This is a genomic window from Streptomyces specialis, assembly GCF_001493375.1.
Taxonomy (GTDB): domain Bacteria; phylum Actinomycetota; class Actinomycetes; order Streptomycetales; family Streptomycetaceae; genus Streptomyces; species Streptomyces specialis.
Map to the genome: position 1 here is coordinate 1 of NZ_LN929858.1, position 1,691 is coordinate 1,691.

Consider the following 1,691-nt stretch of genomic DNA (forward strand, 5'->3'; position numbering starts at 1 on the left):
GTCATCGGCCTGTTCGCCTCGGCGAACGACGGCACCCTCGACCCGCGCTCCGCCACCCCGACCGGCGGCCTCGTTCGCGGTGCGGCCGGGGCGGGGGTCGAGCAGGGCCCGTTCCTCCAGGGCGCGGACGACGGCGCGCATGCGTTCGCGGACGGCCTCGGCCCAGCGGCCGGCGGCGGCGGGCCCCTCGGCGGCGGCGCGGTGCTCGGCGGCGGGGCGCGGCCGGGCGGGGAAGACGGCGCCGGGCCGGCCGGCCCCGCCCGCGCGGGCGGTGTGCAGGCGGCCCAGCCGCAGCCGCAGGGCGACGAGCAGGGCGACGGCACAGGCCGCGATGATCAGCAGGCCCAGCCAGCCGCCGGGCGTGCTGAACGCGGCCTCCTCCAGCGCGCCGAACAGGTGCTCCCACAGCCAGTTCCACGCACGCCGGACGGGCCCGGGCTCGTGCCGGGTGTAGCGCCGCTGGGACAGCTCGCGGCGGGCGGCTTCCTGGGCGGTTTCGCGGTCGATGACGACGGGCGGGCCCGGCGCGTCCTCCGCCCACGGGAACGCCATGGCGTCAGCTTTCCCGGCCCTGCTCGGCGACGCCCGCCGCACGGGCGAGTTCGAGGTCGAGCGCCTCGCGGCGGATGCGCTGGTCGATGTAGAGCAGGGCGACGACGCCGGCGCCGATGGGCAGCGTGATCGTGGAGGAGATGACCGAGCCGATGCCGGCGACCGCGAGATAGGTCCAGGTCAGGTCGGTGGCGCTGCCCTGGAAGAAGCTGTCCGCGCCGTTTCCGGCGACGACCCCGGCGAGGACCGAGGTGGGGATCTCGATGATGCCGCCCACCACCGTGAGGAGCGTGAGGACGAGGATCTGGACGCCGAAAACGCGCCACCACGAGCCGCGCACCAGCTTGACCGAGCGGCGCAGCGCGGCGATGACGCCCTGCCGTTCCAGCATCAGGGCGGGCGCGGCGAGCGAGAACCGTACCCAGAGCCAGGTGGCCAGCACGGTGCCGCCGATGGCGGCGATGATGACGAGCCCGACCTGGTCGGTGAGCGCGGCGAGCACGAGCGGGACGGCGAGGGCGAGGATGGAGATGAGCGGGACGAGCAGGACCAGGCCGAGCAGACGCGCCAGCCGGGAGCGGGAGTCCGCCCAGGCTTCGCCGACGGTGACGTCGCGGCCCAGGACCGCGCGGCTGACGACGATGGTCAGCATGGCGGTGGCCAGGACGCTGCCGAGGATGGTGACGACGCCGGTGACGGAGAGGACGGCGGTGAGGTCGACCAGGGCGTCGCGGATCTCCTCGTCGGTGGGGTTCGGCTTGTCCTCCAGCGCGGCGATGGAGGAGCTGTCGCCGATCCAGGTGTGCGTCGCGACGGCGGAGATCAGTTCGGTGACGATGGCGATGCCGAGGGCGATGGTGAGGACGGTCCGCCAGTGGGCGCGTGCCGTGGAGACGGCGCCGTCGAGTATCTCCCCGATGCCCAGCGGGCGGAGCGGGATGACGCCGGGCTTGGCGACGAAGAGATGCGGGTGCCAGCCGCCCCATCCGCCCCATCCGGCGGGGGCGGGCGGGGGCGCGCCCTGCCACCCGGGCCGTCCCGGGGCTGTCCCTTATACCCCTCCGACGCTGCCGGCGGAGAGGAAAGGGGAAGCCCCCGTGGAGCGCCGCCCCACAAACCCAAAAAAACAAAACAACAGG

General features: G+C 74.5%; 2 protein-coding genes. Both read right to left on the bottom strand.

From position 1 onward, the window contains the following. A partial coding sequence (locus BN2279_RS09560; protein ID WP_059008296.1) for a hypothetical protein occupies positions 1–552 on the bottom strand: 552 nt, incomplete at its 3' end. A gap of 4 nt (positions 553–556) precedes the next feature. Beyond that, entirely contained in the window at positions 557–1,492 is a 936-nt protein-coding gene (locus tag BN2279_RS09565) for a DUF7544 domain-containing protein (protein WP_059008297.1), read from the bottom strand. Positions 1,493–1,691: the final 199 nt, after the last annotated feature.